This window comes from Microbacterium sp. AG238 (assembly GCF_003610405.1).
Lineage (GTDB): Bacteria > Actinomycetota > Actinomycetes > Actinomycetales > Microbacteriaceae > Microbacterium.
Window position 1 is genome coordinate 557,015 of record NZ_RAQC01000001.1, and the last position, 25,770, is coordinate 582,784.

At 69.9% G+C, this 25,770-nt stretch carries 25 protein-coding genes and 1 tRNA gene; 12 read left to right on the forward strand and 14 right to left on the reverse strand.

The window, feature by feature from the left end; translation table 11 throughout:
• Window positions 1–110 precede the first annotated feature (110 nt).
• From DEU36_RS02625 to DEU36_RS02635, 3 genes are read left to right on the forward strand one after another with little or no spacing between them, the layout of a single operon-like run.
• Window positions 111–803, forward strand: coding sequence for an NTP transferase domain-containing protein (locus DEU36_RS02625; RefSeq protein WP_120262796.1), 693 nt, complete (start codon window positions 111–113; stop codon window positions 801–803).
• 40 nt (window positions 804–843) lie between these two features.
• A complete protein-coding gene (locus tag DEU36_RS02630) occupies window positions 844–1,788 on the forward strand; it encodes a hypothetical protein (protein ID WP_259455193.1) in 945 nt (314 codons plus the stop codon).
• Window positions 1,785–2,006, forward strand: a complete 222-nt coding sequence (locus tag DEU36_RS02635) for an SCO4848 family membrane protein (RefSeq protein ID WP_120262797.1) — start codon at window positions 1,785–1,787, stop codon at window positions 2,004–2,006. Before DEU36_RS02630 ends, DEU36_RS02635 begins: the two co-directional genes overlap by 4 nt.
• A gap of 18 nt (window positions 2,007–2,024) precedes the next feature.
• Here DEU36_RS02635 and DEU36_RS02640 read toward each other — a convergent pair whose 3' ends face one another.
• Window positions 2,025–3,293: a CDP-glycerol glycerophosphotransferase family protein gene (locus DEU36_RS02640; RefSeq protein WP_120262798.1), complete on the reverse strand. Its 1,269-nt coding sequence runs from the start codon at window positions 3,291–3,293 to the stop codon at window positions 2,025–2,027.
• A 56-nt stretch (window positions 3,294–3,349) separates the two neighbouring features.
• On the opposite strand from DEU36_RS02640, the gene DEU36_RS02645 reads away from it, so the two are divergent.
• Window positions 3,350–4,441: a glycosyltransferase family 2 protein gene (locus DEU36_RS02645; RefSeq protein ID WP_120262799.1), complete on the forward strand. Its 1,092-nt coding sequence runs from the start codon at window positions 3,350–3,352 to the stop codon at window positions 4,439–4,441.
• Between the two features lie 31 nt (window positions 4,442–4,472).
• On the opposite strand, the gene DEU36_RS02650 is transcribed toward DEU36_RS02645, so the two are convergent.
• From DEU36_RS02650 to DEU36_RS02660, 3 genes are read right to left on the reverse strand one after another with little or no spacing between them, the layout of a single operon-like run.
• On the reverse strand, window positions 4,473–5,933 hold the full coding sequence (locus DEU36_RS02650; protein ID WP_120262800.1) for a CDP-glycerol glycerophosphotransferase family protein: 1,461 nt from the start codon (window positions 5,931–5,933) through the stop codon (window positions 4,473–4,475).
• Window positions 5,933–7,180, reverse strand: coding sequence for a CDP-glycerol glycerophosphotransferase family protein (locus tag DEU36_RS02655; RefSeq protein ID WP_120262801.1), 1,248 nt, complete (start codon window positions 7,178–7,180; stop codon window positions 5,933–5,935). The genes DEU36_RS02650 and DEU36_RS02655 overlap by 1 nt, the downstream gene beginning before the upstream one ends.
• 43 nt (window positions 7,181–7,223) lie before the next feature.
• Window positions 7,224–8,711: a S1C family serine protease gene (locus DEU36_RS02660; RefSeq protein ID WP_120262802.1), complete on the reverse strand. Its 1,488-nt coding sequence runs from the start codon at window positions 8,709–8,711 to the stop codon at window positions 7,224–7,226.
• Between the two features lie 100 nt (window positions 8,712–8,811).
• On the opposite strand from DEU36_RS02660, the gene DEU36_RS02665 reads away from it, so the two are divergent.
• Window positions 8,812–10,011 carry an aminotransferase class I/II-fold pyridoxal phosphate-dependent enzyme gene (locus tag DEU36_RS02665; RefSeq protein ID WP_120262803.1) on the forward strand — a complete coding sequence of 400 codons (1,200 nt, stop codon included), beginning with the start codon at window positions 8,812–8,814 and terminating at the stop codon, window positions 10,009–10,011.
• Here DEU36_RS02665 and DEU36_RS02670 read toward each other — a convergent pair.
• Window positions 9,985–10,803: a carbon-nitrogen hydrolase family protein gene (locus DEU36_RS02670; RefSeq protein ID WP_120262804.1), complete on the reverse strand. Its 819-nt coding sequence runs from the start codon at window positions 10,801–10,803 to the stop codon at window positions 9,985–9,987. The two genes, DEU36_RS02665 and DEU36_RS02670, sit on opposite strands and share 27 nt — an antisense overlap.
• A 225-nt stretch (window positions 10,804–11,028) precedes the next feature.
• Here DEU36_RS02670 and DEU36_RS02675 point away from each other — a divergent pair.
• Window positions 11,029–11,102 (forward strand) — tRNA-Met (locus DEU36_RS02675).
• A 94-nt stretch (window positions 11,103–11,196) separates the two neighbouring features.
• Here the strand turns inward: DEU36_RS02675 and DEU36_RS02680 are convergent.
• A complete protein-coding gene (locus tag DEU36_RS02680; RefSeq protein ID WP_120262805.1) occupies window positions 11,197–11,664 on the reverse strand; it encodes a MarR family winged helix-turn-helix transcriptional regulator in 468 nt (155 codons plus the stop codon).
• Between the two features lie 93 nt (window positions 11,665–11,757).
• Between DEU36_RS02680 and DEU36_RS02685 the strand changes: the two genes are divergently transcribed.
• From DEU36_RS02685 to DEU36_RS02710, 6 genes are read left to right on the forward strand one after another with little or no spacing between them, the layout of a single operon-like run.
• Entirely contained in the window at window positions 11,758–12,813 is a 1,056-nt protein-coding gene (locus tag DEU36_RS02685; protein WP_120262806.1) for a polyprenyl synthetase family protein, read from the forward strand.
• Window positions 12,810–13,685: a squalene/phytoene synthase family protein gene (locus tag DEU36_RS02690; RefSeq protein WP_120262807.1), complete on the forward strand. Its 876-nt coding sequence runs from the start codon at window positions 12,810–12,812 to the stop codon at window positions 13,683–13,685. The genes DEU36_RS02685 and DEU36_RS02690 overlap by 4 nt, the downstream gene beginning before the upstream one ends.
• Window positions 13,682–15,280, forward strand: coding sequence for a phytoene desaturase family protein (gene crtI, locus DEU36_RS02695; protein WP_120262808.1), 1,599 nt, complete (start codon window positions 13,682–13,684; stop codon window positions 15,278–15,280). Before DEU36_RS02690 ends, crtI begins: the two co-directional genes overlap by 4 nt.
• A gap of 3 nt (window positions 15,281–15,283) precedes the next feature.
• Window positions 15,284–15,616 carry a lycopene cyclase domain-containing protein gene (locus DEU36_RS02700; RefSeq protein WP_120262809.1) on the forward strand — a complete coding sequence of 111 codons (333 nt, stop codon included), beginning with the start codon at window positions 15,284–15,286 and terminating at the stop codon, window positions 15,614–15,616.
• Complete coding sequence (locus DEU36_RS02705; RefSeq protein WP_120262810.1) at window positions 15,613–15,915, forward strand: lycopene cyclase domain-containing protein; 303 nt, start codon at window positions 15,613–15,615, stop codon at window positions 15,913–15,915. Before DEU36_RS02700 ends, DEU36_RS02705 begins: the two co-directional genes overlap by 4 nt.
• Entirely contained in the window at window positions 15,912–16,787 is an 876-nt protein-coding gene (locus tag DEU36_RS02710) for a prenyltransferase (RefSeq protein ID WP_120262811.1), read from the forward strand. The genes DEU36_RS02705 and DEU36_RS02710 overlap by 4 nt, the downstream gene beginning before the upstream one ends.
• Window positions 16,788–16,817: 30 nt before the next feature.
• On the opposite strand, the gene DEU36_RS02715 is transcribed toward DEU36_RS02710, so the two are convergent.
• The 8 genes from DEU36_RS02715 to aroC form a co-directional block, all read right to left on the reverse strand.
• Window positions 16,818–18,386 (reverse strand): Rieske 2Fe-2S domain-containing protein, encoded by a 1,569-nt coding sequence (locus tag DEU36_RS02715; protein WP_120262812.1) that lies wholly within the window; start codon window positions 18,384–18,386, stop codon window positions 16,818–16,820.
• A gap of 100 nt (window positions 18,387–18,486) precedes the next feature.
• On the reverse strand, window positions 18,487–21,417 hold the full coding sequence (locus DEU36_RS02720; RefSeq protein WP_259455194.1) for a DEAD/DEAH box helicase: 2,931 nt from the start codon (window positions 21,415–21,417) through the stop codon (window positions 18,487–18,489).
• Between the two features lie 46 nt (window positions 21,418–21,463).
• Entirely contained in the window at window positions 21,464–21,874 is a 411-nt protein-coding gene (gene nusB, locus DEU36_RS02725) for a transcription antitermination factor NusB (RefSeq protein WP_120262813.1), read from the reverse strand.
• A 16-nt stretch (window positions 21,875–21,890) separates the two neighbouring features.
• Window positions 21,891–22,451 (reverse strand): elongation factor P, encoded by a 561-nt coding sequence (efp, locus tag DEU36_RS02730; protein ID WP_112614292.1) that lies wholly within the window; start codon window positions 22,449–22,451, stop codon window positions 21,891–21,893.
• Between the two features lie 53 nt (window positions 22,452–22,504).
• Window positions 22,505–22,948 carry a type II 3-dehydroquinate dehydratase gene (gene aroQ / locus DEU36_RS02735; protein ID WP_120262814.1) on the reverse strand — a complete coding sequence of 148 codons (444 nt, stop codon included), beginning with the start codon at window positions 22,946–22,948 and terminating at the stop codon, window positions 22,505–22,507.
• A 28-nt stretch (window positions 22,949–22,976) separates the two neighbouring features.
• On the reverse strand, window positions 22,977–24,053 hold the full coding sequence (aroB, locus tag DEU36_RS02740; RefSeq protein ID WP_120262815.1) for a 3-dehydroquinate synthase: 1,077 nt from the start codon (window positions 24,051–24,053) through the stop codon (window positions 22,977–22,979).
• Complete coding sequence (locus DEU36_RS02745; protein WP_120262816.1) at window positions 24,050–24,559, reverse strand: shikimate kinase; 510 nt, start codon at window positions 24,557–24,559, stop codon at window positions 24,050–24,052. Before DEU36_RS02745 ends, aroB begins: the two co-directional genes overlap by 4 nt.
• Complete coding sequence (gene aroC, locus DEU36_RS02750) at window positions 24,556–25,767, reverse strand: chorismate synthase (RefSeq protein ID WP_120262817.1); 1,212 nt, start codon at window positions 25,765–25,767, stop codon at window positions 24,556–24,558. The genes DEU36_RS02745 and aroC overlap by 4 nt, the downstream gene beginning before the upstream one ends.
• Between the last annotated feature and the right edge of the window lie 3 nt (window positions 25,768–25,770).

Here is a 25,770-nt window from a genome sequence, read left to right on the forward strand (position 1 = left end):
GCTCCGGGTGTCCGGGCGACCTCCCAGAAGGGCTCGCTACCATGAAAAACGCTGTCCCGGGATGTCACCCCGGTGAATACTGATCTAACTCGTAACTTCAGGAGATTCTCGTGGCCCTTCAGATCGTGATCCTCGCTGCCGGGATGGGCTCCCGCCTGGGCCGCTCCCTCCCCAAGCCGCTCACCGAGCTGAACGACGGCCGCAGCATCATGCAGCAGCAGCACGACAACATCCGTGCAGCCTTCGGCGACGACGCCCGCATCACCACGGTGGTCGGTTACCGCGCCGAGACGATCGTCGACGCGTTCCCGGATGTCGACTACGTCTACAACGCCCGTTACGACGAGACCAACACCTCGCAGAGCCTGTTGCGCGCCCTCAAGGCCTCGGGACGCGGGGGTGTCCTGTGGATGAACGGCGACGTCGTCTTCGACCCCCGCGTGCTCGGCCGCGCTGTCGCACTCATCGAGCGCGATCAGTCGTTCGTCACCGTGAATACCGCGAAGGTGAGCGACGAAGAGGTCAAGTACACCGTCGGCGGCGACGGGTTCATCACGGAGCTCTCGAAGACGGTCCGCGGCGGAATCGGCGAAGCGGTCGGCATCAACTACATCTCGAGCCGCGACAAGAAGGCGCTCATCGCGCAGCTCGGCCGCGTCGACGACCAGGACTACTTCGAGCGCGGGCTCGAGCTCGCCATCGCCGAGAACGGTCTGCGGCTCGAGCCGATGGACATCTCCGACCTGTACGCGGTCGAGGTCGACTTCGCCGAGGACCTCGAGCGCGCCAACCTGTACGTCTGATCGCGCCGTGCCCCGCCCGGGGCGCGAGAGGATGGGTGTCATGGCCCGCAAGGTGCACCGCATCGATTCCCTCCCCGACGACGCTCCACGCCATGACGTGGGCGACGGCGACGCGGGGCGACACACGTTGACCGTCCGGACGCTCGACCGGCTGCTGGCCGTCCAGCGCCCCGTCGTAATCGCGCATCTGCGCGGCATCCGCCACCGGCATCCCGAGGCGACGACTGCGCAGATCGCGCAGATGCTCGAGCGCCGTTACCTCACCGCGGTCACCACGGGGGGCGCAGCCGTCGGTGCCACCGCGGTGATCCCCGGTATCGGGACGGCGACGACGCTCGCCCTCAGCGGCGTCGAGACGGCGGGGTTCCTCGAGGCCACGGCACTGTTCGCGCAGTCCCTCGCAGAGCTGCACGGCATCCCCGTCGACGATCCCGACCGCGCGCGGGCTCTGGTGCTCGCCCTCATGCTCGGCCGCGAGGGCGCCGACCTGGTGGGGCAGTTCGCGAAGCAGGCGAGTGGTCGGGGCGCGCCCCGCAGCTCCTACTGGGGCGAGCTCGTGACCTCGTCGCTCCCCCGCACGGCCGTCGGGCCGGTCCTGGACCGGCTCAAGCACGCGTTCCTGCGACGGTTCGCTGCCGCCGGTGGCGCGTCGGTCGTCGGGAAGGCTCTCCCGTTCGGCATCGGCGCGGCGATCGGCGGCACCGGCAACCACATCCTCGGTCGCCGGGTGATCTCCGGCGCACGCCGCGCATTCGGAGTCGTGCCTGCGAGCTTCCCTGCGGCGCTCGAATCACGTGACGAAAATCAACCGATCGGACGAGGGGCAGGACCGATGGCACGGCGGATCAGCGGTGTCTTCGCCGAAGGCGGCCGCCAGATCGGCTCGTTCGCGTCTCGACCGTTCCGGCGTGGCGCGGCGCACGATTCGCGCACGGAGCCATCCAGCGGCCTCGACACCGACCTCGACGAGCGGAAGGAACCATGACCGCATTCCTGATCACGGTCCTGATCATCGGCGCCCTCTTCAACGTCGTCACCTGGCCGACGTTCCTGCGGCGGGTCGCGCGCGACCCGCGAGCGACCGATGAGCACGGCCGGCGCACCCGCTTCTTCACCGTGCACCTCGTCCTGGTGGTGATCGCGCTGGTACTCGCGCTGCTTTTCGTCGTGGGCGCCGTGCTGATCGGCGCCGGCGCGCACTGAGCCCGGATGACGCCGTGTTCAGGCGTCGTCGAACTCCGCCTCGTCGCGCTCGTCTGCGACGGTGACGGTGCGCGCGTCCCATTCCGCCCAGCGTTCCATCAGGAGTTCGATCGCCGCGTGGAAGCGCGCCGTCGCTGCACCGGGAGTGGTGTCGCCGAAGTAGTGACGCGACCACCCGCGCAGCCGTTCCGATGCCTCCGGGTCGTCAGCGACGCGGTCTGCGATCTCGACGATCGACGACGCCGACGTCGCCTCGAGCCAGGCGGCATCCGCGAGGTAGCCGCCCGTGTCGACCAGAGCCGCCGGATCGGCAGGACGCGTCACGAGAAGGGGCTTGGCCACCGCCAAACGGTCGTAGATCATCGCCGAGATGTCGACGACGGCGAGGTCGGCGGCGGCCAGTTGCCAGCCCAGATCGGGTCCGTCGTCATAGACGTGATGAGCGAGCGGGTCGGCGGCGTTGGCAGCGGCGATGGCCGCGACGATCCGTCGATGAGCATCACCGTAGGACGCGTCCACCACACCGGACCGCGGGTGCGGCCGGTAGATCAGCCGGTGCCTCGGCGATGCGAGCACCGCCGCCGCGAGCGACTCGCCGTGCGAGGCGATGGAGCCGTAGTGGGCGGCGGGGCGGTCGCCCTCCCATGTCGGCGCGTAGAGGATGACGCGGCGGTCGTCCTCGGGATACGGAAGGTCCCCCGAGAAGTGATCCGCCTGCGGTCGTCCGATCGCGATCGTCCGCGCGTCGAGGTCGTAGTCCCAGAGGACCCGGCCCAGCCGCTCACGCGCGGCGTCGCCGGCGATGAGCGCGTAGTCGTACGCCTTGAACTGGTTGGTGGTCATGTACATCTTGTCGGACTCGCCGTGGTTGATGAAGACGTGCCACCGGTGTCCGTAACGGAACATCTGGAAGTTCCGGGTGTTCTGGTTGACGTACAGCACCACGCGGATGTCCTGCGCCGCGACGACCGATTCGAGTGAACGCACCGAGGGCGCGAACAGGACGGGCAGGGCGCCGTCGGCGAGAAGCGCCTGCGCGCCGGTGGCACTGCGGCTGATGACGACGACCGGCCACTTCTCGGCGAGCAGCTGCAGTGGTTTGTACCACTGGCGCATCTGGTACATGTTCACATCGCCGTCCGCGAAATAGACCGCGATCCGGAAGTGTCCGGTCGACGGCTTCGGCGCGCTGGCGAGAGAGCGCCGCACGTCGATGAACGCCGCCCGGTTCGACACAGCCCGCCGCACCAGGGTTACGGCTTTACGGACGTCCGCGATCATTCCCACCCCTCCAGGGTACCGAGGGTGTGAGCGGAGACCGGGACGCGTGACATGATCGACGGATGCATGACGACGCGCACCGGTGGCGTCCCGCACCCGTACCGGCCCCGGATGCGGGAGTGTCGTTCGTCATCCCCGTCCTCAACGAGCGCGACTACCTCGAGCACGCCGTGCGCAGCGTGCTCGCCCAGGAGCTCGATGCGCCGATCGAGGTCATCCTGGCCCTCGGCCCCTCGGCCGACGGCACGGACGACGTTGCACGCCGACTCGCCGGCGAGGACGCGCGCATCCGCCTGGTCCGCAACCCCGCGGCGCATATTCCCGTCGGCCTCAACATCGCGATCCGGTCCGCCCGTTACCCGACGATCGTCCGCGTCGACGCCCACTCCGAGCTCGAGCCCGGCTACACCAGCGCGGCACTGCAGACGCTCGCACGAGTACAGGCCGCGAATGTGGGCGGCGTGATGCGGGCCGAGGGCCGGACTCCGTTCCAGCGAGCGGTCGCCCGCGCCTACAACTCCCGCATCGGGCTCGGCGGAGGTGCGTACCACGGCGGGTCGGAGGAGGGCCCAGCCGAGTCGGCGTACCTGGGCGTGATGCGACGCAGTGTGCTCGACGAGGTCGGCTTGTTCGATGAGGGCATCCGCCGCGGAGAGGACTGGGAGCTCAACCTCCGGATCCGCCGCGCCGGCTACCAGGTGTGGTTCGACCCCGACCTCCATGTGACGTACTGGCCCCGCGAGAGCTGGAGCCGTCTCGTACAACAGTTCCGCGCGACCGGCTCGTGGCGCGGGGAACTCGTCCGGCGCTTCGGTCGTCGGAACGGCCTGCGTTTCTTCGCGCCTCCGGCCCTCGTCATCGCCGCGGCCACGTCGCTGGTGGTGGGTGCGGTGCAGCTGGTCGGGGGTCTTCCCGCGCGTACCGGCATCCTGCTGTCGATCCTGCACCTTCCCGTCGCGGCCTACGCAGCGCTCGTCGCCGTCGTCGCAGCGGGGAAGGGTGGCGGTCGTGGTCTGCGCGATCGGCTGTGGACGCTCGCCGTGCTGCCGTCGATGCACTTCTCGTGGGGGGTCGGATTCTTGCAGGGGGCGTCGCGCGGCGCCCGCGGCACGGTCGACACGTCGCGCCTCGCGCGCAACACGCCGCTCCCCTGAGCCAGCCTGAACCAGCCCGAGTCTGTTTGGGTCAGTCGCGCGAGACGAGCCCCTGGTCGAGGATGCGAGCGACCACCCGCTCCGCCGCCCGGCCGTCGTCGCGCGAGTTGAAGCGGGCGCGCCAGCGCGCGTACCGCTCGGGGTCTCCGGCGTCGCCGGCCGCGACGGCACGCACCAGCTCGTTCTGCGTGCGCACGATCGGCCCGGGGGCCGCGTCGGCGAGATCGAAGTAGAAGCCGCGCAACGCGCCGCGGTAGTGCTCGAGGTCGGGCGCGAAGAAGTACATGGGGCGACCGGTGACGGAGTAGTCGAACATCACCGAGGAGTAGTCCGTGATGAGCGCGTCCGAGGCGAGCAGCAGGTCGGTCAGATCGGGGTACGACGTCACATCGATCACTCGCGCACCGCGCTCGTCGGCGCCGGGCGCAAGCGTGCGCGAATGTCCGCGCACGAGCACGACCGCGCCCGTGGCTTCTGCAAGAGCCGGCAGGTCGAGGAAGTCGACGATGGTCTGGCGGTCGTCGCGCCACGTAGGCGCGTACAACAGGACCTTCTCGGCGGGGCCGATGCCGAGTGCCGCGCGTGCGGCATCCCGGTCGCCGGTGTGCAGGTCATCCGTCCGGGGATACCCCTCGACCCACACCGGCTTGCGGCGGAAGCCGTACGCCGCCCGGAGGACGCGAGCGCTGTACGGGTTCTGGGCGAGCAGGATGTCCCAGCGGCGGCTCTCACGGAACACCGCGAGTGCGCGCCGCGGGTCGAAGCCGGGGCGGTGCAGGGCGAGTCGCTTCAGTGGCGTCCCGTGCCAGGTCTGCAGGACCACCTGTCCTGGCTTGCGGACGAAGCGACGGCGCAGCCAGTCGTTGACGACGAGCAGTCGGGCTGCGCCGCGTGCCCGCCACCACTCCGGGCTGCCGTCGACCACGGCGATGGCCCCCTCGGGAACAGCCACCGAGAGATCGACGACGCTCCAGTACCGGGTGACACCGGGTGCCACTCGCGCCAATTCGCGATCGATCGCGCGCGGGTTGTCGCTCGCGCTGCGGCCGTAGAAGCTCTCGAAGAAGACGGCGTTCTCGAGCGCCCCGCGGTGAGCCGCGTAGCGCTGCTCGAGCGCGCGGCGCCCCTCATCCGAATCGAGCGCCGGATCCACGGGAGGGCCGATGAGGAGCCGGGCGCCATCCCAGCTCGCGCGGAGGGTGGGCGCGTGCAGCGCGGCAGGCGCTTCGCCGACGGATCCGTCACCACGCACCGGAGCGCCGTCCACGACGAGGTCGAAGGTCCCCGAGGGCAGCGGGAGAAGCGCACCGCCCCAGCGGGCGACGTGCAGCGCGAGGCGCGCCGTCCAGGAACCGTCGCCCCCGGTCACCTCTCCGCGCGTCACCGCGCGCGGTCCGACGAGCTCGACCGTCGCGGGAACCGGCCCCGTGGCGGTCACGGTCATGACCGGAGGGCCTCCGTCGCTGACATCGGCGCTGAAATCGACACGCATCACGACTGCTCCCCCGCTGCTTCCGGCACCGCGGCGACGATCGCATCGTGCACACGGCGCGCGTTCCCGCCGTCCCGCCAGGCGTGCACCCTGCGGCTCAGTTCGGCGGCCCGGGATCGGCGGCGGTTCGCCTCGGGCTCATGCCCGAGCACGTCGCCGAGCTGCGAGCACAACGCCGGCCACGACCTGGCGACATCGGCGCCGGCGACATCGGCGTAGGTGCCGTAGAACCCTCGCGTCCGGGCGTAGCTCTCGACGTCGGGCGCCAGGAAGAGCGTCGGCAGCGGCACGAGCCCGGCATCGTAGGCGAGGGACGAGTAGTCGGTGACCAGCACGTCCATGGCTGCTAGCAGCGGCGTCACGTCGGGGACGATGTCGCTTCCCAGCATCCGCACGCGCGAGGTCGGCGCGGGAGGGGTGTAGGCACCGCCGCCCAACGGGTGCGACCGGACGAGCAACACGGCGTCGTGAGCCTCCAGAACGCTCAGGATGCTCCCCCAGTCGGCCGGACCGGGTGTCGCAGGGTCGGGGTCGCCGTCGCGCCAGGTCGGCGCGTAGAGCACGGCGCGAGCCTCCCCGACGCCCGGGACGGCCGTCTCGAGCAGCGTGCGAGCCTCGTGGCGGGCGGAAAGCGGGTCGGGTGCCGACAGCACATCGACGCGCGGCTCGCCGAGCACGGGAACGCGCGCGTCGTCGAGACCGAAGGCGCTCTCGAGCCGGCCCCGAACGAGGTGGGATGCCGCGGGCAGCACGTCGATCTGGGACTGTGCGCGCCGGTAAGCCAGCGCCAGCAGCCGCCGGATGCCGGGGACGGCCCGCAGCCGCCCGGGGTCGGTCGTCACCGGCGAATCGAGACCGATGCGCTTGAGCGGGATGCCGTGCCAGAGCTGGACGAGGAAAGCTCCGCCGACGCCGTAACGGTTGACGTCGCCGAGCCCGTGGGTGACGACGACGACGCCCGCGCGAGCCGTGCGCCAGAAGCCTGCGAGCGAATCGCGCCGCACCGCCGGGATGCCCAGCCGTTCCGCGTCCTCGGCTTGCCGCGGCGACGACACCAGCCACACGGTGCGGTGGCGAGGCGCCGCCTGCCACAGCGCGAGCGCGCCGTCGGCCACGCCCACGGCACAGCCGAAGACCCAGGCTGACCGGTCGCGCGGAATGACGAGGGTGGCGAGGCGTCCCACGAGATACGCGGGGATGCGCAGGACCTTGCGTACGTTGCCCGCGCCGAACGAGAAGGACGCCACCCCGCGAGCCTATCGCGGGGTGGCGTCCGGGCCGGTACGACGTCTACTGCTGCAGCTCGCCCAGGGTGACGTTCGCCGTCTGCTCCCGGCCATCGCGGATGTAGGTCAGCTCCGCCTTGCTCCCGGCGGCTAGCGCCCGCACCTGGGCGGTCAGGTCGACCTGATCGGTGATGGCGACCCCGTTGAACTTCGTGACGATGTCGCCGTTGCGCAGGCCCGCCGACGCTGCAGCGCCGCCAGAGGTCACCTCGTTGATCAGCGCGCCCGCACGGGTCGCCCCGGGCGCGGCCGCGGCGTCACCGACGGTCGCGCCGAGGAGACCATGGGTGGCCGAGCCGTCGTCGATGATCTCGTTCGCGACGCGCTCGGCGACCGTCGACGGGATCGCGAAACCGACGCCGATGGAGCCGGCCTCGGTCGAGGTCCCGCCGGCACTCGCGATGGCGACGTTGATGCCGATCAGACGGCCCTTCCCGTCGACGAGAGCGCCACCGGAATTGCCCGGGTTGATGGCCGCGTCGGTCTGGATGACCGAGATCGCGATCGAGGACTTCGGCTGCGAAGGCGTCTGCTGCCCTTGGCCGAAGTCGAACTCGAACGGTGTCCGCCCGCCGGGCGTCTCGTCCTGCGGCGTTCCCCCTTCGGAATCGGGCGCTGCCGACGATGCGATCTGGATCGAGCGGTTCAGCGCGCTGACGATTCCCGTCGTCACCGTGTTCGACAGCCCCAGCGGTGCACCCACGGCCACCGTCTGGTCGCCGACGTTCAGCTTGCTCGAGTCCGCGAACTCGATGGGGGTGAGTCCGGAGGCGTCGGTCAGCTTGATGACCGCGAGGTCGTAGGTCGGATCGGTTCCCACGATCGTCGCCGCGTAGACCCGACCGTCCGAGGTGGTGACCGAGAGCTTCGGGTCGCCGGTGGCGCCGTCGAGGGTCACCACGTGGGTGTTGGTGAGCACGTAGCCGTCGTCACTCAGGATGACACCGGAGCCGGTGCCGCCCGAGGTGCCCGACGAGGCGGAGATGGTCACGACGCTCGGCAGCACCTTCGTGGCGATCGCCGTCGTCGCGTTGACGGAATCCGGGTTGTTGACGGTGATCGACGACGGACCCGCGCTCTGCGACGCGGGCGCCGCGACGAAAGACGAGCCCACCGCAGCTGCTCCCCCGACGCCCGCCGCGCCGCCGACCAGGGCGGCGGCCACGAGGATGGCCGCGATCTTCCCACCGCCGACCCTGCTGCGGTCGTGCTGCTCGGGGGCGGCGGTCGCCGTGAAGGACTGGCCGAAGGCGGGTGCGCCGCCCTGCGGCGCGTGCTGGCCATAGGGCTGCGTCGGCTGGGTGTGGAACGCCGAGCCGGAGTCTGCCGGCGCGCCGGGCAGCGGCGGGCGCGGCGGGATGGTCGCGTCTGCGCGCGGCGCCGCTGCCGCGTCAGGTGCCGACACGGGCGAGGTACGGGCGTGGTCGGCAGGCTGCTCGGCGTCGCGTCGCGCGTCGGGAGTGCGGTCGTCGGGGAAGTTCTGGTCGCTCATCGAGGTTGCTCCTTTGTCCAAGCAAGAACAGGTTGCCGCTCGATGCTGTGGTTTGCCTATGCCGAGGATGGGACACGCCTATGCGTGTAGCGTGAACCGGATGCACGAGGTTCCCGGCGCCTGGCGCCGCGCCGCACGCGGCGCCGGTCTGCTCACCGACGAAGGCTCGCCCGTACCCACCATCTTCGCCGAGATGACGGCACTCGCCGCCCGAACCGGCGCGATCAACCTGGGTCAGGGCTTCCCCGACGAGGACGGTCCGACCGAGGTTCTCGAAGCCGCTCGCGCAGCGATCGCGGACGGACGCAATCAGTATCCGCCGGGACGCGGCGAACCGGAGCTGCTCGGCGCGATCGCCGATCACCAGTCGCGCTGGTACGGCATCACGCTCGACCCCGGAACGCAGGTGCTCGTGACCGCCGGCGCGACGGAAGCACTCGCAGCCACCGTGCTGGCGCTCGTCGATGGACCGGACGACGAGGTCGTCGTGTTCGAGCCGTACTACGACGCGTACGCGGCCCTGGTCGCGCTCTCCGGCGCGCGACTGGTGGGCGTGCCGCTGCGGTGGCCCGACTTCCAGCCAGACCTCGGTGAGCTCGCCGCCGCCGTCACCGACCGTACGCGCATCATCCTGGTCAACGATCCGCACAATCCGACCGGAACCGTCTTCGCACGCGAGACGATCGACGAGATCGTTCGCCTCGCGCATCGACACGACGCGGTGATCGTCACGGACGAGGTGTATGAGCACCTCACGTTCGACGCGCCGCACGTCCCGATAGCAACCGTTCCGGGCGCGGCCGAACGCACGCTGTCGATCTCGTCTGCGGGCAAGACCTTCTCAGTGACGGGCTGGAAGGTCGGATGGGTGACGGGGCCCGACGAGCTCGTCAGCGCCGTGCTGGCGGTCAAGCAGTGGCTCACCTATGTCAACGCCGGCCCATTCCAGCCCGCCGTCGCAGCCGGGCTGCGCCTCCCCGACGACGTCTTCGTCGGCATCTCCGATCGCCTGCGTGCGGGCCGTGACCTCTTGGGCGCGGGGCTGCGCGCAGCCGGCTTCGCCGTGTCGACACCGGCGGGTTCGTACTTCACGGTCGCGGACGCCGCTCCCCTGGGAGCTTCCGACGCCGATACGTTCTGCCGCGAGCTGCCCGCTCGAGCGGGCGTCGTCGCGATCCCGCTCACGGCCTTCGCGTCGCCCGCGCACCGGCCGGAGTACGCCACCCTCGTGCGATTCGCCGCGTGCAAGCGGCCCGACGTCCTTGCCGAGGCGTCAGCTCGGCTCGCCGGCGCCTTCTGATCGAGGCACGACAGCGAACCTGCGCAGCCGCAGGGCGGGATTGACCCGCCGCACGCGCTCGATGGCATGGGCTTCGACGTGTGCGACCGCGATATCGCTCGACGTCCCGACCGCGGCGATCTCCACCCCCTGCGGATCGAAGACGCCGGAGTTTCCCACGCCGAGGGGCGGCGGATGGTCAGCCGCTGCGACGAAGAGCGTGTTCTCGATGGCGCGCGCTCGCAGGAGGGTGTTCCACTGCAACTCCTTGAGCGGACCGCGCACCCACTGAGCGGGCACGAGGACGACGTGCGCTCCGGTGTCGGCGAGCACACGGGCGACCTCGGGAAAGCGCAGGTCGTAACACGTCATGAGCGCGAAGCGGACGCCGCCCACGTCGAAGGTCTCCGGCGACGTGATCTCCCCCGGCTCGACCCAATCGGATTCGCGCTGCCCGAAGGCGTCGTACAGGTGCAGCTTGCGATACGACGCCACCAGACCCTCGGGCCCGACCGCCACGACGGTGTTCCGCACGCGTTCTGCATCCGAAGCCCGCTCGAGGAGGCCTGCGACGATGTGAACGCCGTGACGGCGAGCCAACTCGTGCAGCCCCCGGACGAACGAGCCCTCGAGGTCCTGCGCGTTCTCTCGCAGCGTCTCGTCGAACGGGTCGACGAAATAGCTCGAATACTCGGGGAACAGGATCACCTCGGCACCGCGCGAGGTCGCGCGCTCGACGAAGTCGGCGACGACGCGGAGGTTGTCGCCGACGTCGGCGGCGGGCGCGAACTGGGCGACGGCGAGTGCGGTCAACGGTCCTCCGAACGGCGGTGGCGATGCGTGAGCGGCGAGCCTGGCAGGTGACGTCGTCACCGGCCGATGATCGGCGTCGCCGGGCCCATGCCGCCATCCTCCCCGTGACGGGCACACGACGGCAACACGTGTGGCCGCGGATCCGGCCCGACACGCCCGGGGATGCGCGCAGAACCGTCCCGATTGGACGACCTCCTGAGCCCGTGCTAGTGTTAACTCTTGTGCCGCGGGGTGGAGCAGCTCGGTAGCTCGCTGGGCTCATAACCCAGAGGTCGCAGGTTCAAATCCTGTCCCCGCAACAGAAAACGAAGGCCCCGTCGAAAGACGGGGCCTTCGTTGTATGCGCCCGCCACCCCGAAGCGGCGCCGAGCCGTGATCAATCGTGCGGGGCGATCAGTCGGCGAGCATCGCGTCGCTCATACCGTCGAGGAACCGTGCGACCGTCGCGAGCTCGTCCGGACTGAACGGTTCCATCGCCTCACGCATGCGCGTCAGCCGCGTGGCGAAGTGGCGGCCGAAATCCTGGCGCGACGACTCGGTGAGGGTGATCACCAGCGCGCGCCGGTCTTTCGGATGCGGCGCGCGTTCGATGAATCCCTCTTTCGACAGGCGATCGAGCATCTTGGTCGTCGAGGCGCTCGAGATGCCCAGGTGCCGTGCGAGGTCATGGGGCTTCACCAGCTCGCCGCGCTGTTCGCGGATGCTCAGCATGCGCAGCGCCGAGAGGTCGGTGGCGTTCATGTCCATGTCGGATCGGAGCCCCGTGTGCATCCGATCCATCGCATCGCTGAACGCTCGCACCGCCAGCAGAGCCGACCGCTCTACACGACTTCTCCCCAGATCGGCATTCGGGTCAGCCATGTGGACACCACCTCTCGAGCCTGGTTATCATCGGCTCAAACGCTAGTTAAGCTAGCAAAACGCCATACTAATGGCACGCCCAGGATGGTGACCATGATCTCTCTGCCCGACGACAGCAAAGCCGCTGTCGATCGCGCACTCGATCAGGTCCTCACCCGACTCACCGAGCGAGCGATCCCGCACGGTTCGTCCGCGCTCGCTCTCATCCGCGCGGCCTCTGCGGCGACGTCCGGGGGCAAGCGCTTCCGCCCCGCGCTCGTGATCGCAGCCTTCGACGCGTTCGGAGGCGACCGCTCGAGCGCTCCGGGCCTGTGGGACGTCGCCGCCGCGTTCGAGCTGCTCCACAGCGCGTTCGTGGTCCACGACGACCTCATCGATCGAGACGTCGAGCGGCGCGGCGTCCCCAATGTCGGCGGCACCTTCCGCTCGCACGCCCGCTCGCTCGGCGTCAGCGTCGACGACGCCGAACGCGTCGGCGACGCGGCGGCCGTTCTCGCCGGCGACATCCTGCTCTACGAGGCGGCCCGCCTCGTCGCCACCGCCGACGTCGCCCCCGATCAGCGGGTCGGACTGTTCGATCTCCTCGACGACGCCGTGCTCGTGTCCGCGATCGGCGAGCTCGCCGATGTCGAGCAGGCGGTCGTGCCCACCGAACCCGAGACCGCGCAGCTGTTGAGCACGGCGCACGACAAGACCGCGGTGTACTCGTTCTGCGCACCCCTCGCCGCCGGCGCCGTCCTCGCTTCCGCCGACGAAGGCGATCGGGCCGTGCTGTTGTCGGTCGGCGCGGACCTCGGCCTGGCGTTCCAACTCGTCGACGACCTCATCGGCACCTTCGGTGATGAGGCACAGGCGGGCCGGGGCGCAGGTGCCGATCTGCGCGAAGCCAAGCGGACACCGCTCATCTCCTTCGCCCGGGAGTCCGCATCCTGGCCCCAGGTCTCGTCCGCGCTCGCGATGGCGCCGACCGGTCCGATCGCGGTGCAGGCCGCGCAGCGCGAGCTCGACGCGAGCGGCGCCCGCGAGCAGCTCGTCACCCTCATCGGCCAGACGCTCGCGTCGGTGCGGCGCCGGGCAACCGAACTGCCGCCCGATGCCCACGCCCTCATCGAGCAACTCGCCGAAGGCATCGAAGGACGGATCCCGTGACCCCCGATCACTCCGCAATCGCGCTGTACGACCGGACGGCGCGCGATGCGGCCGCCGTGGTCATCTCCGCGTACTCGACCTCGTTCGGACTCGCAGCCCGTCTGCTGGGGCCGCGAGTGCGTCCCCACGTGCGGAACATCTACGCCCTCGTCCGGATCGCCGACGAGATCGTCGACGGCTCGGCTGAACAGGCGGGGATGCCGCTGCCAGCTCAACGACGCATTCTCGACGCGCTCGAGGAGGAGACGCTCGTGGCGGTCGACGAAGGCTTCAGCGCCAATCTCATCGTCCACGCCTTCGCCTCCACCGCGCGGGAGTGCGGGATCGGCGCCGACCTGGTGCGCCCGTTCTTCGCATCGATGCGCACCGATCTCGAGGTGAGTTCGCACGATGCCGGCTCGCATGACTCGTACGTCTACGGTTCGGCGGAGGTCGTGGGGCTGATGTGCCTCCAGACCTTCGTCAACGCCGGCGGTTCGCATCCGCGTCCCGCCGATCCCGCCCTCGTCGACGGCGCGCGCCGTCTCGGCGCCGCCTTTCAGGACGTGAACTTCTTGCGCGATCTCCCCCACGACGTCGGATCCCTCGGGCGCGACTACCTCGGCGTCGAGGGCGGCGCAGGCACGTCATCACGCGCCGAGGTCCTGGACCGCATCGACGCCGACCTCGACGCGGCGGGCGCGATCATCCCCCGGCTGCCCGCGGACTGCCGCCGGGCGGTCACCGCTGCTCACGACCTCTTCACGGCGCTCTCCCGTCGCCTGCGGCGCGCCGGCGACACCGACCAGCGGGTTCGCGTGCCCAACGCCGTCAAGCTCGGGCTCGCCGCCCGCGCGACCGTGGGTGCCGCTCCCCTGCGAGCGGGCGCATGAGCCGCCGGGCACGCTCGCACACGGCATCGCAGGGATCGCGCGCCGTCGTGATCGGCGGCGGCATCGCCGGGCTCTCGACGGCCGCACTGCTGGCCGACGAGGGATACACGGTGACCGTCATCGAGGCGCGCGAGGACACGGGCGGTCGCGCCGGCTCCTGGGAGCGCGACGGCTTCCGGTTCGACACCGGACCGAGCTGGTACCTCATGCCCGAAGTCTTCGAGCATTTCTTCGCACTCCTCGGAACGTCCGCGGCGGCCGAACTCGATCTGGTTCCCCTCGCGCCCGCCTACCGCGTGTACGCCGAACCCGAGGGCGACGGCGTCGGCGAACACATCGACGTCGTGTCCGGCCGCGCCGAGGCCGCCGCGCTGTTCGAGAGTCGCGAGCCGGGCGCGGGAGCACGCCTCGACGAGTACCTCGACTCGGCCGCCGACGCCTACGACCTGGCCGTGTCGAAGTTCCTCTACGACACCTACGCCACGTCGGAGGGCCTCCGCGACCCCGGCATCCTGAAGCGGGTCCCGACCCTCGCCCCGCTGCTCACCCGGTCGTTGAACCGGTTCGTCGAGAGCCGCTTCAACGACCCCATGCTCCGCCAGGTTCTGGGGTACCCCGCGGTCTTCCTCGGCTCCTCGCCCTACGACGTGCCGAGCCTTTACCACCTGATGAGTCACCTCGATCTCGACGACGCGGTCCTGTACCCCCGGGGCGGCTTCACGGAGGTCATCGCCGCCATCGAGCGCCTGGCCCGTCAGCGCGGGGTCGAGGTGCGCACCGGAACGGCGGTCTCGCAGATCCTCACGGCCGCCGACGGCACGGCGACCGGCGTCCGCCTCGCCGACACCACCGAGATCCCGGCCGATGTCGTGGTCTCGACGGCCGACCTGCACCACACCGAGACGGTGCTCTTGCCGCCCGAACGGCAGTCGTACCCGGAGCGCTGGTGGCGCAAGCGCACGCCGAGCTTCGGTGCACTGCTGATCCTCCTCGGCGTCGACGGCGAACTCCCCGAGCTCTCGCACCACACGCTGCTCTTCACGCGGGGCTGGCGCGAGAACTTCGATGCGATCGCGGGCCGCGACACCCACATCCCGGATCCCGCCTCGCTGTATGTCTGCCGGCCGAGCGCGACCGACGACACCGTCGCACCGGACGGCTCGGAGAATCTGTTCGTCCTCGTCCCGATCCCCGCCGACCCCGGGCTCGGGCGCGGCGGCATCGACGGCGGAGGCGACGCCGCGATCGAAGCGGCGGCGGATCGCGCCATCGCGCAGATCGCGCAGTGGACGGGCGCGACCGATCTCGCTTCCCGAGTGCGTGTGCGGCGGACGATCGCTCCGGCGGACTTCGCCCGCGATCTCGGCGCGTGGCGGGGGAACTCCCTCGGGCTGGCGCACACGCTGACGCAGAGCGCGCTGTTCCGACCGGGAAACGCGTCGAAGAGGGTTCGCGGCCTCTACTACGCCGGCTCGTCCGTTCTGCCCGGCATCGGCCTGCCGATGTGCCTGATCTCGGCGGAGCTCGTCGTCAAGCGTCTGCGAGGCGACACGACAGCCGGACCGCTGCCCGAGCCCACGACGCCCGCCGGTTGATCGTTGCCGGGCCTGTACCTGATCGCCCTGCTCGTGTCGCTGTGCGGCGTCGGGCTGCTCGATCGGCGGTTCCGGCTCGCGTTCTGGCGCGACCGACGGCGAACCATCGTCGCCGCGCTGGCGGGCACGGTGTTCTTCCTCGTCTGGGACGCGGTGGGGATCGCGACGGGCGTCTTCGTCAAGGGCGGCAGCGCGTCACTGCTGGGCATCGACCTCGCCCCGCACCTTCCGCTCGAAGAGCCGGTCTTCCTGCTCTTCCTCAGCTACCTGGCGCTCGTGGCGTACGGCGGCGCCAGACGGTGGCACGAGGAACGGCGAACGGATGCTGCGCCGTGACCTACCCGATCATCGTCATTCCCTTCGTCATCGTGACGATCGTCGTGACGGCGGCGTCAGCCCGTCGTCCGCGATTCGCCGCGCGCATGGCCTGGTCGGCGGTAGCCGCCGTCGTGCTCATCCTGCTGACGGCCGTCTTCGATAACGTGATGATCGCCGCAGGGCTGTTCACCTACCCGGAGGAGCACCTCAGCGGCATCCGAATCGGCCTGGCACCGCTCGAGGACTTCGCGTACCCGTTGTGCGCGGCCTTCCTGGTGCCGGCCGTCGCAACTCTCCTGGAGAAGCCGAACCGATGACCGCCCTCGCGCTCGCACGTCAACTCCTCATCGCCTCGCGCCCGGTGAGCTGGATCAACACCGCGTATCCGTTCGCCGCGGCCTATCTGCTCACCACGCGCCAGATCGACGCGACGCTGATCATCGGTACCCTCTTCTTCCTCGTGCCCTACAACCTCGCGATGTACGGCATCAACGACGTCTTCGACTACGAGTCCGACCTGAGGAATCCTCGGAAGGGCGGAGCGCACGGCGCGATCCTGGATCGCGGCGCGCACCGGGCGACCCTGTGGGCTGCGGGCCTGTCGTGTCTGCCCTTCGTGGCATACCTCGTCCTCACCGGGTCGCCGCTGTCGTGGCTCGTCCTCGCGGCGAGCCTCTTCTTCGTCGTCTTCTACAGCGCTCCCCCATTGCGCCTCAAAGAGCGCCCCTTCGCCGACTCGGTGACGAGCAGCATCCACTTCTTCTCGCCTGCGGTGTACGGGCTCGTGCTGGCGGGGGCTACCTGGACCTGGCAGCTCACCGTCATCGTGCTGGCATTCGCCGCATGGGGCGTCGCCTCGCACGCCTTCGGCGCCGTCCAGGACGTCGGCGCAGACCGCGAAGCGGGAATCGCCTCCCTCGCGACCGTCCGCGGCGCACGCTGGACCGTGCGGTTCGCGCTCGCCTGCTACGTCCTGGCGGGGGTGCTCATGCTCGCCACCGAGTGGCCCGGGCCTCTTGCGGCCCTCGTCGTGATCCCGTACCTCATCACCCTCTGGCCGTTCCGGAACATCACCGACGACACCTGCGAGCGGGCCACCGCCGGCTGGGACCGGTTCCTCTGGCTCAATCAGCTCGGCGGATTCATCGTCACGCTGCTGCTCATCTGGTGGTGGCTGATCACGTCGTGATCGGCCACCCCGGCGCCCGTCCCGATTCGATCAGGCCGCCGGATTCGTGGCGTTCGCCGTCTCGATGATGCGGCTCGCGCGGATCGGGTGCCCCTGGGTGGTCAGGCAGCGTCCGGTAGCGAGATCCCATTTCCAGTCGTGGAGCGAGCAGGTGAGCACACCGTCCTCGATCTTCCCGGTCTTCGTCAGATCTGCGCGCAGGTGCGGGCAGCGTCGCTGCACGGTCCAATCGCCGAGCTCGGCATCCTCGGTCTGATCCGACTGCTCGGCGTACCAGTTCTCGACGTACTCGATGCGGTCACGCGACAGGCACTTGAGGAACGTGGTGAGGAACTCGTTGAACTTGCCGCTGCGACCGACCTCGAACTGCATCGACAGGAAGATCGAGTTCGACCAGTCGATCTCGTGGTCTCGGATGTTCGTCGATACGAGGTCGGCGGGGATCGTGTACCAGTAGATGCACTCCTCCCCGGCGTACTCGCGCACCTTCGCCTTGGGGAAGTCGACGACCATGTCGAGCTCGCCGATGCGGAACCGAACCATCCCGCCCACACCGTTGCGGATCGTCCGCGCACGCCGCAGGAGCGGCTCCCACCACTGCTTGATCGCGGCGAGCATCTCGTCCGGCGGCAGCACCGCGGCGCGGCGCTCGACCTCGGCGCGCACCTCGTCCTGGCGGCTGTCGCGCTGCTCGGCGAGGTAGCTCCATTTGTCGGCGAAGATGCGCTCGATCTCGGCATCCGTGTAGAGCGTCTGGGTGATCTCGAGAGCGCCGTGATTCAGGTCCACCTGTGTTCCGGGAACGAACAGGTAACCGTTCTGGTCGGGCCGCTCTTCCTTCATGTGCGCCAGGAACTGCGCCTGATCCGTGAAGATCGAGTCGTTCTGCTCGCCCCAGCCGTTGTAGCGGAAGAGCTCCTCGCGCAGGAACATCGGGGGCCCGGCCATCGGGAACACGTGAGGCGCGTCGACCTTGTCGATGTAGTACATCGCGCGCTTGTTCTGCGCGTCGCGCTTGAGCTGAGCGAAGTTCTGCTTCGCGTCCTGGGGTAGGTCGTAGACCATCGGCCACCAGATGGCCCCGGAGACCTGCGTGAAGTAGGCGTCGGGCTTGCCGAACGACATCAGCTTGTCGAGGTCCAGCGGGTGCGAGTCGTTCTGGTTCAGCACCGAGGCCGTGCCGTCGTCGACAGACAGCGACGAGTCGCCGATCGGACCGTCGCTCGGTGCCCGGAGCGGGGTGACCATGAGCGTGAGATCGCCGAACTCGAGGGGCACACCGGCCTGGGTGTAGATGATGTTGTCGTATCCCAGATCGCGAAGATCGCGTTCGAGGTCGTCGGTCGGGTACTCGGGCAGCAGCACACGGATGTCGGTCGGCACGTGCGCACGCAACAGAGCCGGGTCGAAGTGATCACGGTGCCGGTGCGAGATGTAGAGGAAGTCGGCGCGCCCGAAACGTTCCCAGTCGAGTCCACGGTTGTCGGGGAAAGGGAACCACGAGCCGAAGAAGCTCGGTCCGACGACCGGGTCGCAGAGGATGCTGCCCCCTGCCGTCTCGATGAACATTCCCGCGTGTCCCAGGCCTGTGATGCGCATGACGATGACCTCCTGTTGCGACTGGTCGAGTCTACGTGAGGCCCCGCCGACGACCGGCCGCTGCAGGCCGTGTCAGTTCGTCTGCGGGCTGGTCCGCGCTTCACGCGAGCAGCTGGCGGATGTCGTCCGCCGTCAAGGCGTTCGAGAACGCGCCGTCCGCGTCGAGCACGGCACTGATGAGGCGCGCCTTGCGCCGCTGCAGCTCGACCACCTTCTCCTCGATCGTGCCGGCGGCGATGAGCCGGTAGACGGTGACCGGGCGGTCCTGACCGATGCGATGCGTCCGGTCGATCGCCTGCTGCTCGGCCGCAGGGTTCCACCACGGGTCGAGGAGGAAGACGTAGTCCGCTTCCGTGAGCGTCAGCCCGACACCACCGGCCTTGAGGCTGATGAGGAACACGGGGTCCTGTCCACGGCGGAAGGCTTCGACGACATCGGCACGGCGGGTGGTCGAGCCGTCGAGCCGCACGACGCCGACACCGTGCGCCCGCAGATCGTCCTCCACGATGTCGAGGAACGAGGTGAACTGGCTGAACACGAGAGCACGATGACCCTCAGCGATGACCTCATCGAGGCGATCTCGGAGCGCGTCGAGCTTGCTCGGGACGATTCCCGGCCCGCCGACATCCACGAGCGCTGGTGCCAATGCGAGCATCCTCAGCAGTGTCAGCGAGCGGAAGACGATGAATCGCTGGCTGTCGAGGTCATCGAGCAGCCCCAGCACCTTCCGCCGCTCCCGTTGCAGCACACGCTCGTATACCGCGCGGTGCCCGCTGGACAGCTCGACGCGCACGTCCTGCTCCTGCCGCGGTGGGAGATCGGCTGCGACGACGTCCTTCGTGCGCCGCAGCAGGAACGGCTGCACACGACGCCGGAGCCGCGCGAGACGGCGTTCTCGGGCGGACCCGCCTTCGGCGTTCTCGTCGACGCGTCCGTGCTCGATCGGCTTCACGTACTCCTCGCGGAAGCGGCGCGCGGACGGGAACAGCCCCGGGCTCGTCAGCGACAGGATCGACCAGAGATCGGTGAGGCCGTTCTCGAGCGGGGTTCCGGTCGCGGCGAAGATGACGTCCGCCTGGAGGCCGAGCACCGCGCGGTGCACGCGGGTGCGGGGGTTCTTCACATACTGTGCCTCGTCCAGCACGACCGTCGACCAGCGATGGGCGGCGTACGACGCGGCGTCCAGCCGCAGGAGCGCATACGACGTCACGACGACGTCGGTCTCCGCCCCCGACCATTGCGCTCCCACCTGCTCGACGACGGCGATCCGCAGGCCGGGAGCGTGACGTGCCGCTTCGTCGCGCCACGCCGATACCACCGAGGTCGGCGCGACCACGAGCGCCGGATGGGTCTCGCCGCGCTCCCGCTCGCGCTCGAGCAGCGCCAGCAGCTGAAGGGTCTTCCCGAGGCCCATGTCGTCGGCGAGGATGCCGCCCAGCCGGGCGTCGCGAAGTGCCGCGAGCCACGCGAACCCCTCGCGCTGATAGGGACGGAGCGTCGTGGTGATGCCCGCCGGTGGAGGCGGCTGAGCATGGCGACCGCCTACCGATTCGTCCGCGCGCAGACGATCGAGAGCGGCGCGCCAGCGGACCGCGGGCTCGGCCTCGTCGGCGAGGTCCTCGAAGTCCGACCAGAGCTGCAGCTGGTAGCGACTCACCCGCGTGCCGCCGGTGTCCCACTCGACGAGGTCGCGTGAGTCCTCGATGAGCTCTCGGAGACGGTCCAGCGCCGGGTGCGAAAGCGAGAAGTAGGCGCCGTCCGAGAGCAGCATCTTCTTCCGCCGCTGCGCGAGTGCGGTGAACAATGGCCGGAACGGCACGCGGCGCCCCTCGACCTCGACGTGCACGCCGAGCTCGAACCAGTCGGCGTCGCTCGTCTCGACCGTACGCACCCGGATGCGGGGATCGCCGGAGAGCTCGCGATACGAACGCGCCACGCCCGAGGTCTCGACGCGGACCCCATCCACCGTCTGGAGCATCGGCAGGACCTCATTCGTGAACTCGGCGGCGTCGATGCCGCTCCGGGTTCCCCCGGGCGAGAAGGGGCGTTCGGTCGCCCTGGCCCAGGCCGCCTCGAGCGACGTCCGCAACTCGGCGTCAGCCGACGAGGAGCCCGCCGCGCTCTCCCAGGGCACACGACCGACCCCCGGCACCTGCCAGACGATCGTGTAGGCCAGCTCGTCGCGCGGACGCTGATCGACCGTGACGACCACGGTCGTACGCGCGGGCGCCGGCAGCCGCACCCCGGGCCCGGCTGCCACGACCCCCTCCCGCGCAAGCTGCGGGTAGGCCTCACGGAGGAAGTCGTCGCGCTCCGCCGCCGGCACGGCGACCGGGCTCCCTGCGGCCAGCAGAGAACGCACCCCGGGTCCGACGCCCCCCTGCGCGAACACGACGCGGAGCGAATCGCCCGCCTGATCGATCCCGTAGACCCCGACGTGGCCGATGGGGCGTGCATGCGCCGCGGCGTCGCCGTCGTCGAAGCGCACGACGGGTGTGAGCAGCAAGCCGCCGTCGGCGGCCCCCTCGACGCGCACCTCGACCGAGGCCGAATCACCGAGCCTGACATCCTGGTCGGGCCGCGTCGCCACGATCGGGATGCCGAGCTGCGCCGCAGAACGCAAGTGAGGCCAGAGCAGCTCCGAGTCGGCGCCGTCGATCGTCAACCAGTCCGAGTCGCCGTATCCGCCGAGGAGTCGTGCGTCGTGAGCGATGCCGTAGAGGGTCGAGAACCATCGCGCCCGGGACGGGTCGACACGCCAGGCGCCGCGCCGCAGCGATTCCCAGGTCTCGTCGCCCTGCACCCATCGCCCGCTCGCCCCGCTCCGCGACAGCGGGCGGGCGGCGAGTCGGAGCTCGCCGTCGGACGTCGCAACGCTGCGCGCCGTGGCCGGAAGCACGCGCCGCGGGCCCCAATGAGCCGCCGAGGCGCTCTCTCGTTGCCGCAGCTGCAGGCCGAGCGCGACGGTGTTCTCACCGGTCGCCGCTGGCAGCAGAACCGTACGCCACGACGGCGTCGCCCTCACGGTCACGGATTCGGCCTCATCCGAGGATCCTCGCGCGTACCTCCGACGTCGGTCAGCCGAGTCGCGCGACCCGGCCGAGCACGCCGTGGACGAACGCGCTCGAACCGTCGGTCGAGAACTCCTTCGCCAGCTCGACGGCCTCGTCGATCGCGACCGCGGGGGGAACCGCGTCGTTGTACACGATCTCCCAGACGCCCAGTCGCAGGATCGCCCGATCGACGGCCGGCATCCGCGCCAGCGACCAATCCTTCGCAAACGTGGTGATCTGCTCGTCGATCTCGTCGCGATTGTCGATGACGCCGTCGATGATCTCGCGGGCGTAGAGCCACGATGCCTCGCGCGCGGGCTCGAGCGCCGCACGCTTCGCCTCGGCGGCGAGGGTCACGCCGAGGTCGTCGCCGCGGATGTCGGACTGGTAGAGGATGTCGAGGGCGCGCTTGCGCGCCTTGGAGCGAGCGCTCATCGGACGAGGACCGGCGTCAGTTCACGCGGCCGAGGTAGTCACCCGTGCGGGTGTCGACCTTGACCTTCGTGCCCTGCTCGACGAACAGCGGAACCTGGATCTCGTACCCGGTCTCGACTGTCGCGGACTTCGTGCCGGCCGACGAGCGATCGCCCTGCAGGCCGGGCTCGGTGTACGTGATCTCGAGCACGACAGAAGCGGGGAGCTCGATGTAGAGCGGGTTGCCGTTGTTCAGCGCGATCTGCACCTGCTGGTTCTCGAGCAGGTAGTTCTTGGCGTCGCCGACGGTGGCGGCGGGAACCGTGATCTGGTCGTAGTCGTCGACGTCCATGAAGACGAAGTTGTCGCCGTCGTTGTAGAGGTAGGTGAAATCGCGGCGGTCGACGTTCTCGATCTCGATCTTCGCGCCTGCGTTGTAGGTGCGGTCGACGGTCTTGCCCGACACGACGTTCTTCAGCTTCGTGCGCACGAACGCGCCACCCTTGCCGGGCTTGACGTGCTGGAACTCGATGACGTTCCAAAGCTGACCGTCGATGCTGAGGACGACGCCGTTCTTGATGTCTGCGGTCGATGCCATGAGTGTGGAGTTCCGTTCGTGTGGTCGGGCGGCCGACGGGCCGAGGATCGATTCTACGCGAGGATGTCGAGCAGCTGTCGCGTCGCGCGCGCGTATCCGGCGACGCCTTCGCCGATGACATGCACGGCGGCGACGTCGGCGACGAAGGAGTGGTGCCGGAAGCTCTCGCGCTGGGAGACATCGGAGATGTGGACCTCGGCCACCGGCAGCGCGACTCCCGCGAGGGCGTCGCGAAGGACGACGGAGGTGTGTGTGAGACCACCGGGGTTGATGATGATGCCCGCGCAGTCCGTACGACCCTCGTGAATGGCGTCGATGAGAACGCCCTCGTGGTTGCTCTGCACGCAGCGCACCTCGACACCGCGCTCGGCCGCTGTCTCGGCCACGAGCGCCTCGACGTCAGCGAGCGTCTCGCGGCCGTAGATCTCCGGCTCGCGGATGCCGAGCAGGTTCAGGTTCGGCCCGTTGACGAGCAGCAGGCGTCGGGGGGTGTTCACGCGCCCACCCTACCGATGACCGGCGGGATCAGGCCCCGACCTCCTGGTACGCGGCGAAGAGAAGCGACTCGTCGGGCGCCTGCAGCACCGTGGGCTTCGCGATGTCGTCGAGCACGATGAACCGCAGCATCGAGCCGCGCGTCTTCTTGTCGCGCTGCATCGTTGCCAGCAGCTGGCGCCACGCACCCGCGCGGTACGACGTGGGCAGCCCGAGGGTCTCGAGGATGTCGCGGTGGCGCTGGGCTGCGGCATCCGGGAGCCGGCCCGCCAGCCGCGAGAGCTCGGCGGCGAACATCATCCCCACGGACACCGCCGCGCCGTGGCGCCACTGGTACCGCTCGGCGTGTTCGATCGCGTGCCCGAGCGTATGTCCGTAATTGAGCACTTCACGAAGGCCCGCCTCGCGCAGGTCCTCCCCCACGACCTTCGCCTTCATGTCGATGGCGAGCTCGATGCTGCGCCGGAACGCATCGCTGTGCGGGTCGACCGCCGCCTCGGGATCGGCCTCGATGAGGTCGAGGATCTCGGGGTGCCAGATGAAGCCGGCCTTCACGACCTCCGCGAACCCGGCGACGCGCTCGTTGCGCGAAAGCCCGTCGAGCAGGTCGAGGTCGCAGACAACCGCGACGGGGGGCCAGAAGGCCCCCACCAGGTTCTTGCCCTCCGCGGTGTTGATGCCCGTCTTACCGCCGACGGCCGCATCGACCATGCCGAGCACCGTCGTGGGAACCTGCACGACGGCGATGCCCCGCAACCACGTCGCGGCGACGAAACCGGCGAGGTCGGTCACGGCACCGCCGCCGAATCCGACGACGGCGTCCGTCCGGGTGAAGTCGGCCTGGCCCATGACCTGCCAGCAGAACGCCGCGACCTCGACGCGCTTGCCCTGCTCGGCGTCGGGGATCTCGGCGAGCAGCACCTGGCGGTCTGCGCCCAGCATCTCGCGCAGACGCTCTGCCTGCGCCGACAGCGTCGGGGGGTGAACGATGAGCACCTTGCGGGCGGTCTCGGGCAGAGCCGAGCCGACGAGCGGGAGGATGCCGCGCCCGATGGTGACGTCGTAGGGCGAGGCGCCCCCGACGGCGATGACGGTGGTGTCTGTCATGACGTCTCCTCCTGAGCCCACGCCGCGATGGCGTCGACGATGTCCTGGATCCGGCCGGTGGATGTGTCGAATCGCGCGTCGGCGAGCTGTCCGTAGAGCTCGCGACGGCTCTCGGCGACCTCGCGCCAGCGACCCACCGGGTCGTCGCCCTGCAGCAGCGGGCGCGTGGTCCCGGCGAGGCGGGACGCGATCGTCTGTTCCGACACGGTCAGCAGCACCACGCGGTGCGAGGCCAGGTCGGCTCGGGTGTCGGCATGCAGCACCGCGCCGCCGCCGAGCGCGACGACGCCGCCGCGACCGAGGGCTTCGACGACCGCACGTCTCTCGAGCTCGCGGAAGTGGTGCTCGCCGTGTGCCGCGAAGAGCTGCTCGATCGGGCCGTGGTCGCGGACGACGAGGCTGTCGCTGTCGGTGAACGTCGACCCGAGCACGCGCGCCAGCTTCTTTCCGATGCTCGACTTGCCCGCGCCCATCGGTCCGATCAGGACGATCGCCGGGGCTGTCATCCGATCGCGTCGTCGCTGAACGCCGCCGAGCGAAGCGTCTCGGGGATCGCCGCGAGGTATCCCTCGAGGTTGCGACGCGTCTCGGCGACGTTGTCGCCACCGAACTTCTCGAGCACCGACTCGGCGAGCACGATGGCGACCATCGCCTCGGCGACGACGCCCGCCGCCGGCACGGCGCAGACGTCGGAGCGCTGGTGGTGCGCCGTCGCAGAGTCACCCGAGGCGACGTCGACGGTGCGCAGGGCCTTGGGCACGGTCGCGATCGGCTTCATACCGGCCCGGACACGCAGGACGGTACCGGTGGACATCCCGCCCTCGGTGCCGCCGGCCTTGTCGCTGGAACGCGCGATGCCCGCATCGGTCGCGAAAAGCTCGTCATGCGCCGCAGAGCCGCGACGACGCGTGGTCTCGAACCCGTCACCGACCTCGACGCCCTTGATCGCCTGGATGCCCATCAGCGCCTGCGCGAGCTTCGCATCGAGACGGCGGTCCCACTGCACGTGCGAACCGAGCCCGGGCGGGAGCCCGTATGCGAGGACCTCGACGATGCCGCCGAGCGTGTCGCCGTCCTTCTTTGCAGCGTCGACCTCGGCAACCATCGCCGCAGACGTGTCGGCGTGGAAGCACCGCAGCGGATCGGCGTCGAGGGCGTCGACGTCGTCGGGGCTCGGCAGGGGCGCGCCGTCGGGCACCCGGACCGGGCCGATGGAGAGGGTGTGGCTGACGAGGCGGATCCCGAGCTCGCCGAGGAACGAGCGGGCGACGGCACCGAGCGCCACCCGCGCGGCGGTCTCGCGAGCGCTCGCACGCTCGAGGATCGGGCGGGCCTCGTCGAAGCCGTACTTCTGCATGCCGACGAGGTCGGCGTGGCCCGGACGGGGGCGCGTCAGGGCGGCGCCGCGTCCGCGCGAGCGCTCGGTGAGCTCGACGGGCTCGGGGCTCATCACCTCGACCCACTTGGGCCACTCGGTGTTCCCGATGCGCAGCGCGATCGGGCTGCCGAGGCTGAAGCCGTGACGCACGCCCGTCGAGATCGTGAGCTCGTCCTCCTCGAACTTCATGCGCGAACCGCGGCCGTAGCCGAGCTTGCGCCGAGCGAGGTCGGCTTGGATGGCGGCACGCGATACGGGCACGCCGGCGGGAAGACCCTCCATGAGGGCGACGAGTTCGGGGCCGTGCGATTCGCCGGCCGTGAGCACGCGGAGCATTCG